At 42.3% G+C, this 7,600-nt stretch carries 5 protein-coding genes; 4 read left to right on the plus strand and 1 reads right to left on the minus strand.

The genetic code is table 11. From position 1 onward, the window contains the following. Positions 1 to 1,493 precede the first annotated feature (1,493 nt). The gene (locus tag NFU46_RS15170; RefSeq protein ID WP_251602926.1) at positions 1,494 to 3,566 is read left to right on the plus strand and encodes a M13 family metallopeptidase; all 2,073 of its coding nucleotides are present in this window, start codon (positions 1,494 to 1,496) and stop codon (positions 3,564 to 3,566) included. A gap of 791 nt (positions 3,567 to 4,357) precedes the next feature. Beyond that, complete coding sequence (locus NFU46_RS15175) at positions 4,358 to 4,804, plus strand: REP-associated tyrosine transposase (RefSeq protein WP_248529707.1); 447 nt, start codon at positions 4,358 to 4,360, stop codon at positions 4,802 to 4,804. Positions 4,805 to 4,916: 112 nt separating this feature from the next. On the opposite strand, the gene yjgA is transcribed toward NFU46_RS15175, so the two are convergent. Next, positions 4,917 to 5,438 carry a ribosome biogenesis factor YjgA gene (gene yjgA, locus NFU46_RS15180; RefSeq protein WP_058583884.1) on the minus strand — a complete coding sequence of 174 codons (522 nt, stop codon included), beginning with the start codon at positions 5,436 to 5,438 and terminating at the stop codon, positions 4,917 to 4,919. A gap of 137 nt (positions 5,439 to 5,575) precedes the next feature. Between yjgA and pmbA the strand changes: the two genes are divergently transcribed. Continuing rightward, the gene (gene pmbA / locus NFU46_RS15185; protein ID WP_251602928.1) at positions 5,576 to 6,913 is read left to right on the plus strand and encodes a metalloprotease PmbA; all 1,338 of its coding nucleotides are present in this window, start codon (positions 5,576 to 5,578) and stop codon (positions 6,911 to 6,913) included. Between the two features lie 129 nt (positions 6,914 to 7,042). Then, positions 7,043 to 7,459 carry a VOC family protein gene (locus NFU46_RS15190; protein WP_251602930.1) on the plus strand — a complete coding sequence of 139 codons (417 nt, stop codon included), beginning with the start codon at positions 7,043 to 7,045 and terminating at the stop codon, positions 7,457 to 7,459. The last annotated feature ends 141 nt before the right edge of the window (positions 7,460 to 7,600 follow it).

Consider the following 7,600-nt stretch of genomic DNA (forward strand, 5'->3'; position numbering starts at 1 on the left):
GGACACAGAGAGCATAGAGGAAGAGAATTTAAAGCCATCAGCTTTCAGCTGTCAGTTTTTAGCCGAGCGGCATTGTTTGTGGGTTCTTTATTGATTTGCAGGCTTGGTGCTTAATGTAAGACGCGCCAAGCAAGCGTGACGCCTACGATTGATGTAGGCGTGAAATTTATTTCGCGCGTAAGATCTTTTTGCACAAAGAGAAGTGAATGAGAAGAAAAAGAGGAAGTGCTAATAATGCTTTTGTTTTCTCTAAAGCGCAGCGCCTCTTAGCCTCTTTGTGAATTAAAGATCTTTTTCTAACCACAGAGGACACAGAGAGCATAGAGGGAGGGAAGGTGAGACCAAACTTTTTTTAAATATTGGTTTCCTCTGTGTAGCGCGAAGCGCCTCGGTGTTCTCTGTGGTTCAAATATATTTTGCACAAAGAGAAGTGAATGAGAAGAAAATGAGGAAGTGCTAATAATGCTTTTGTTTTTTCTAAAGCGCAGCGCCTCTTAGCCTCTTTGTGAATTAAAGATCTTTTTCTAACCACAGAGGACACAGAGAGCATAGAGGAAAAGAATTTATAGCCATCAGCTTTCAGCTGTCAGTTTTTAGCCGAGCGGCATTGTTTGTGGGTTCTTTATTGATTTGCAGGCTTGGTGCTTAATGTAAGACGAGCCAAGCAAGCGTGACGCCTACGTTTGATGTAGGCGTGAAATTTATTTCGCGCGTAAGATCTTTTTGCACACAGAGAAGTGAATGAGAAGAAAATGAGGAAGTGCTAATAATGCTTTTGTTTTCTCTAAAGCGCAGCGCCTCTTAGCCTCTTTGTGAATTAAAGATCTTTTTCTAACCACAGAGGACACAGAGAGCATAGAGGAAGAGAATTTAAAGCCATCAGCTTTCAGCTGTCAGTTTTTAGCCGAGCGGCATTGTTTGTGGGTTCTTTATTGATTTGCAGGCTTGGTGCTGAATGTTAGACGCGCCAAGCAAGCGTGACGCCTACGTTTGATCTAGGCGTGAAATTTATTTCGCGCGAAAATATTTGCACATAGAGAAGTGAATGAGGGAAGCACAGGATCGTTTTTACTTCCTCTAAAGCGAAGCGTCTCTTTATCTCTTTGTGATAATTTGGTTTTCTCTGTGTAGTGCGCAGCGCCTCTGTGCTCTCTGTGGTTCAATATGTTTTGCACAAAGAGAAGTGAACGAGAAGAGAAAGAGTAAACCCAAAATATCTTAATTTACTACCTGTTAAGCGCAGCGCTCTCTTATCCTCTTTGTGAATCATAGAAACATTGCGCGATATAAAATCGCGCCTACAATTCTACCGCTAATTTCCCCTTCCCACCGCTCAACAATGCGTCTCATCCTGTTTTGATAAGAATTGTTACATATTCGGTTTTATTGTTTTGCTTGAGAGGTTTATTATGGTTAAAGCGAAAAACTAATGATTAATTAAGTTTGCTAGTTTTTCGATAAATACATCAAAAAATAATTAGTACGGGACTCCCATGAAAAAAGTAACACTTACCGCGGCAAGTATTGCACTAGCCCTCGGTCTTGTTGGTTGTGGTGAAAAAGAACAAGAAACTAAAGCACCAGCAACTGCGACCGTAACTGAAGCAAAAGCACCTTTAAATTCAGGCATTGAACTGGCGAATATGGACGAGTCTGTTCGCGCACAAGATGACTTTTACTATCACGTAAACGGCGAATGGTTAGAGAAAACAGAAATTCCAGGTGATAAATCAAACTACGGTTCATTCACTCAGCTTTACGATGATTCGCAAAAAGCGATGAAAGAAGTACTAGAAAAAGCAGCGGCTAATAAAGACGTTAAGCCTGGCTCTGATGAAGCTAAACTAGCTGCATTCTACAACAGCTACATGGACGAAGCGGGCCGTGAAGCGGCAGGTATCAAGCCATTAACACCAGTGCTAGAAAGCGTTGATGCAGTTAAGAACAAGTCTGATCTTGTTGCTTTAATGGCTGAACTTCGCATTAAAGGCGGTAGCTTACCGTTTGGTTGGTACGTAAACAACGACGCGAAAAACTCTAGCGAAAACGCGATGTATGTTTATCAGTCTGGTTTAGGTTTACCAGATCGCGACTACTACCTAAAAGATGAAGAAAAATTCACAAAAATTCGTGAAGCTTACCAAGCATACGTAACAGCTATCTTAAGCAAAGCCGGTGTAGCAGATGCAGAGTCTGCGGCTAAAGCAATTATTGATCTTGAAACAAGCATTGCTGATGCGCAGTGGAGCCGTGTTGAGAGCCGTGATGCGACTAAATCTTACAACAAGATGAGCGTTGCAGATGCTAACAAACTTACTGGCGACTTTGACTTTGCAGCTTATCTTGATGCATCTGGTATCAAAACTGAAGATGTAATCATTCGCCAGCCTAGCTACCTAGAAAAATTCGCAGGTATCTACAACGATACAGACTTAGCAACGTGGCAGAACTACCTTAAGTTCCATTTTGTTAGCAACTACGCTCGCCTATTAGATAAAGAGCTAGTAGACCTTAACTTTGATTTTTACAGCACAACACTTCGTGGTGTAACAGAGCAATCTCCACTTTGGAAAAAAGCAGTTGATGCATCAAACGGTGTACTAGGTGAAATTCTAGGTAAAGTATACGTTAAAGAAAACTTCCCGCCTGAAGCAAAAGCGCGCATGGAAGAGTTAGTTGATAACGTAATCAAAGGTTATGCAGTTGCGATTGAAAACCTTGAGTGGATGAGCCCAGAAACAAAAATTGCGGCTAAAGAAAAGCTTGATAAGTTCACGCCAAAAATTGGTTACCCAGATAAATGGAAAGACTATTCAGCTCTTGAAGTTAAAGGTGATGACTTAGTAGGTAACTACATTCGCCACAGCGAGTGGGAATATGCAGATATGACTGCAAAACTAGGTAAGCCAGTTGATCGTTCTGAGTGGCACATGACACCACAAACAGTAAACGCTTACTACAACCCTGTGAACAACGAAATTGTATTCCCAGCGGCTATCTTACAACCGCCATTCTTTAACCTAGAAGCTGATGACGCTGTTAACTACGGTGCAATCGGTGCGGTAATCGGCCACGAATTAGGTCACGGCTTTGATGACCAAGGTGCGAAGTACGATGGTGACGGTAACTTACGTAACTGGTGGAGCGAATCAGACCTTAAACAGTTTGAAGAGCGTACAGGTCAGCTAGTTGCTCAATATAACGAGTACAAGCCATTTGAAGATGCAAGCGTTAATGGTCAGCTTACATTAGGTGAAAACATTGGTGACTTAGGCGGCTTAACAGTTGCTTATACGGCATACCAGTTATCACTTGGTGATGAAAAAGCGCCAATCATTGATGGTTACACAGGTGATCAGCGTTTCTTCATGGGTTGGTCGCAAATTTGGCGACGTAAATATCGTGACGAAGAGTTACGTAACCGTTTAATGACAGACCCTCATTCACCAAGCCATTACCGTGTAATCGGTATTCTTTCAAACATGCCAGAATTCTATCAGGCGTTTGATGTGAAAGAAGGCGACAAGATGTATATCAAACCAGAAGATCGCGTAAAAATCTGGTAATTGATTATCGATTTTAAAAAAGGCTCTGAGTGAACGCTCAGAGCCTTTTTTGTTTGGAGCTGTCAGCTTTCAGCCGACATTTGATGTAGGCGTGAAATTTATTTCGCGCGATGGTTGTGTGTTGTGTGGTGTTTAAGGCGCGCCAAGCAAGCGTGACGCCTACGGTTTGATGTAGACGTGAAATTTATTTCGCGCGATGGTCGAGTTTTGTGTGATCTTTAAGACGCGCCAAGCAAGCGTGACGCCTACGTTTGAGGTAGGCGTGAAATTTATTTCGCGCGATGGTTGTGTGTTGTGTGGTGTTTAAGACGCGCCAAGCAAGAGTGACGCCTACGTTTGATGTAGGCGTGAAATTTATTTCGCGCGATGGTCGAGTTTTGTGTGATGTTTAAGACGCGCCAAGCAAGCGTGACGCCTACGTTTGATGTAGGCGTGAAATTTATTTCGCGCGATGGTCGAGTTTTGTGTGATCTTTAAGACGCGCTAAGCAAGCGTGACGAATACGGTTTGATGTAGGCGTGAAATTTATTGCGCGCGATGGTTGTGTGTTGTGTGGTGTTTAAGGCGCGCCAAGCAAGCGTGACGCCTACGATTGATGTAGGCGTGAAATTTATTTCGCGCGATGGTTGTGTGTTGTGTGGTGTTTAAGGCGCGCCAAGCAAGCGTGACGCCTACGATTGATGTAGGCGTGAAATTTATTTCGCGCGATGTTTTAAACATTTTTGGTGTAAATTGGCTAGGTGTGTTTTTAAGTTCTAAGATCAGGTTTTACCTTCAGGATTGATAGGTTTATGTTTTCGTCAAGGAAGAGACTTAAAGGGCGTAACTCACATTCAAATTGCTATTATTCAGTAACTCTTTGTTGTGAGAATCGAGTACCTATATTTGCCAACTACCTATATGCAGTTGATGCTGCCAAAGCAATATACTATTTAGAAGATAAAGTAGAGACAATCTGCTTTGTCCTCATGCCTGACCATTTACATTGGATATTTCAACTTCGCCCTCAGCAAAACTTATCAGCAGTAATTAAGCTGTATAAAAGCATGGTGACCATGTCTATTCGAAAGAGGAAGGGGCGTAAAGTCGTAGTCTGGCAAAGTAATTTTTATGATCATCAAATCAGAGATGAAAACGACCTAATACAACAAGCTCGATATGTAGTTGCAAACCCTCTACGCGCAAAATTAGTTAAGCACGTTGGCGATTACCCGTTTTGGAATTGTATTTGGTTGTAGGAGTGAAATTTATTTCGCGTGATAGTTGTGTGTTGTGTGGTGTTTAAGACGAGCCAAGCAAGCGTGACGCCTACGGTGATGTAGGCGTGAAATTTAATTCGCGCGAAGGAGATTAAAGCATAATTGCATCTTTTAGATACTGGAATAACTCTTTGTAATTCTTGGCTGGTTTTTCTGCTTTTACTTCTTTTGCGGCGCTGCGCACTAATTGGCGCATTTTTTGGCGCTCAAGAGAAGGGTATTGATCAATTGTTGAATTGATCAGGTCGTCACCTTGTTTAATTAAATCATCGCGCAGGGTTTCGATTTTGTTCATCAAAACATCGGCTTGATTGTTTTTATTAAGCATGATGTCGATCATCGCTTGGATTTCATCAACGTTTTCTGTGGTACGTAATACTTTTGCGATGTAGTTTAAGTTACGACGGTAAGCATCGCTCTTGTCACTTACTTTATCAGAAACAACAAGGGCTTCTTTTAAATCGTGATTAAGCGGTAAACGATCGCGTTGCTTTTTCGGCATTTTTGCAATTTCAGCACCCAGACCATGATATTGCATGGCTTCACGTTTTAATTCGCTTTTTGATACGTAAATAATTTCTTCTTCGATAAGTGGCTTTTTCTTCTTCGCCATAAGGATGCTCATTCAGTAAACTTAACTATTCGCTATTATACGCCATTTAGTTAATGATTAATATTAGCTGATGCAGGTCTCGCAGTGTGTTAGCATTCGTTACACTATAAAAAATATCAGAACCTAGGACACACAAGATGAAAGATCCTATTTATCAACACATTTCTGAAGTGAAAGACGCAGTAAGCGAAGTACTGGAGCATGCAAAAAAATTGGGTGCTACTGCGGCTGAAGCGGCGATGTCGAGCACGTCAGGTTTGTCTGTCAGCACGCGCATGGGCGAAGTTGAAACAATAGAGTTTAACCAAGACGGTGGCTTAGGTATTAGTGTTTATGTGGGTAACAACAAAGGCTCAGCTTCAACGGCTGACTTAAACCCTAAAACATTACGTACAGTGGTCGAAAAAGCCATTGATATTGCAAAGTTCACCTCTGACGACCCATTTAATGGTATCGCTGATAAAGAGTTACTTGAATTTGCACCGCAAGATTTAGATTTATACCATCCGTGGGAAGTTAGCCCTGAGCAAGGTGTAGAGTTTTGTCATCAAGCAGAACAAGCGGCGTTGAATGCCGATGAGCGCATTGTAAATTCAGATGGTGCGAGTTTTTCTTCTCACCAAGGTTTGCGTGTTTATGGTAACAGCCATGGCATGATTGCAGGTTACCCGCGTACGCGTCATAGCATTAGTACGATGGTGATTGGTAAAGAAGGCGAGCAAATGCAGCGTGACTCGGCTTATACCATCGCGCGCCATAAAGATGACTTAAATGATGCTGCAAAAGTGGGTCTTGAAGCAGCAACCGAAACCTTGGCTAAACTTAACAGCCTAAAGCTCGGTACCATGAAAGTACCAGTGATCTTTAGAGCTGATATTGCGAACTCATTATTCGGCCATTTAGTGTCGGCGATTGGTGGCGGTGCGCTTTATCGTAAATCGAGCTTCTTGCTTGATAGCCTGGGTACTAAAGTATTCAGCGATTGTGTGAATATCTCTGAGCGCCCGCACTTATTAAAAGGTTTAGCGTCTTCACCGTTTGATGCTGAAGGTTTAAAAACCGTAGACCGTGAAATTATTCAAGGCGGTGAGCTGCAAACTTACCTATTAGCAAGCTACGCAGCACGCAAACTGTCGATGGCACCAACGGGTCATGCTGGTGGTATTCATAACTGGTTAGTTGAACAAACCCATGCCGATTTAAAAGCGCTTTTAAAAACCATGGGCACAGGTTTATTAGTAACTGAACTTATGGGTCAAGGTGTGAACACGGTAACGGGTGATTACTCACGTGGCGCGGCGGGTTTTTGGGTTGAGAATGGCGAAATCCAATACCCAGTCAGTGAAATCACGATTGCTGGTAACTTAAAAGACATGTTTAAGGCCGTTGTAGGCTTAGGTGGCGACATCGAGCGTCGTGGCGGTATTCAAACAGGCTCTGTATTGATTGAACAAATGCAGGTTGCTGGTAGCTGACTCAACAATAACTACTCAATTTTTAAAGCCTCACGTTTGTGGGGCTTTTTTATTTGAAAAAGTGCTTTACCTAAACTTAACTTGAGGTTTTATCTTGATGGCAGTTTAAAAATAAAAAGGAAAACTACCATGTATTTAGAACACGTAAACCTTGTTGTTAGTAATGTTGATGACATGCTGCACTTTTATAAAGCGGCATTCCCGCACTGGCGTGTGCGTAGTCAAGGCGATAGCACATGGTCAGGAAAACCGCGTAAATGGCTGCACTTTGGTGATGATTACCAATATCTTGCATTAAGCGATAACGGTGAAGCTGAAAACCGTGATTTAGCAGGCCACCAAGTAGGCCTTGCCCATTTTGCTTATGTGACAAACGATATTAATGCTGTAGTTGAGCGTCTTGTTTCGGCTGGTTATGAAATTGATAAACACGGCCCAGAAAACCCATATCGTAAAAATATATATTTCATCGACCCCGCAGGTTTTGAAGTTGAGTTTGTAGAGTATTTTAGTGATATCCCGAGTGAGAGGAATAATGACTTGTAGCTAGAGCAGTCAGCTTTTAGTTTTGAGCCGAGCGGTGTTGTTTGTTGGTCAGGCATAGGTTGATGAAATGGTGTTGTATGTAAGACGCGCCAAGCAAGCGTGACGCCTACGGTTGATGTAGGCGTGAAATTTATTTCGCGC

This window comes from Pseudoalteromonas sp. NCCP-2140 (genome assembly GCF_023708065.1).
In the GTDB taxonomy this organism is placed as follows: domain Bacteria; phylum Pseudomonadota; class Gammaproteobacteria; order Enterobacterales; family Alteromonadaceae; genus Pseudoalteromonas.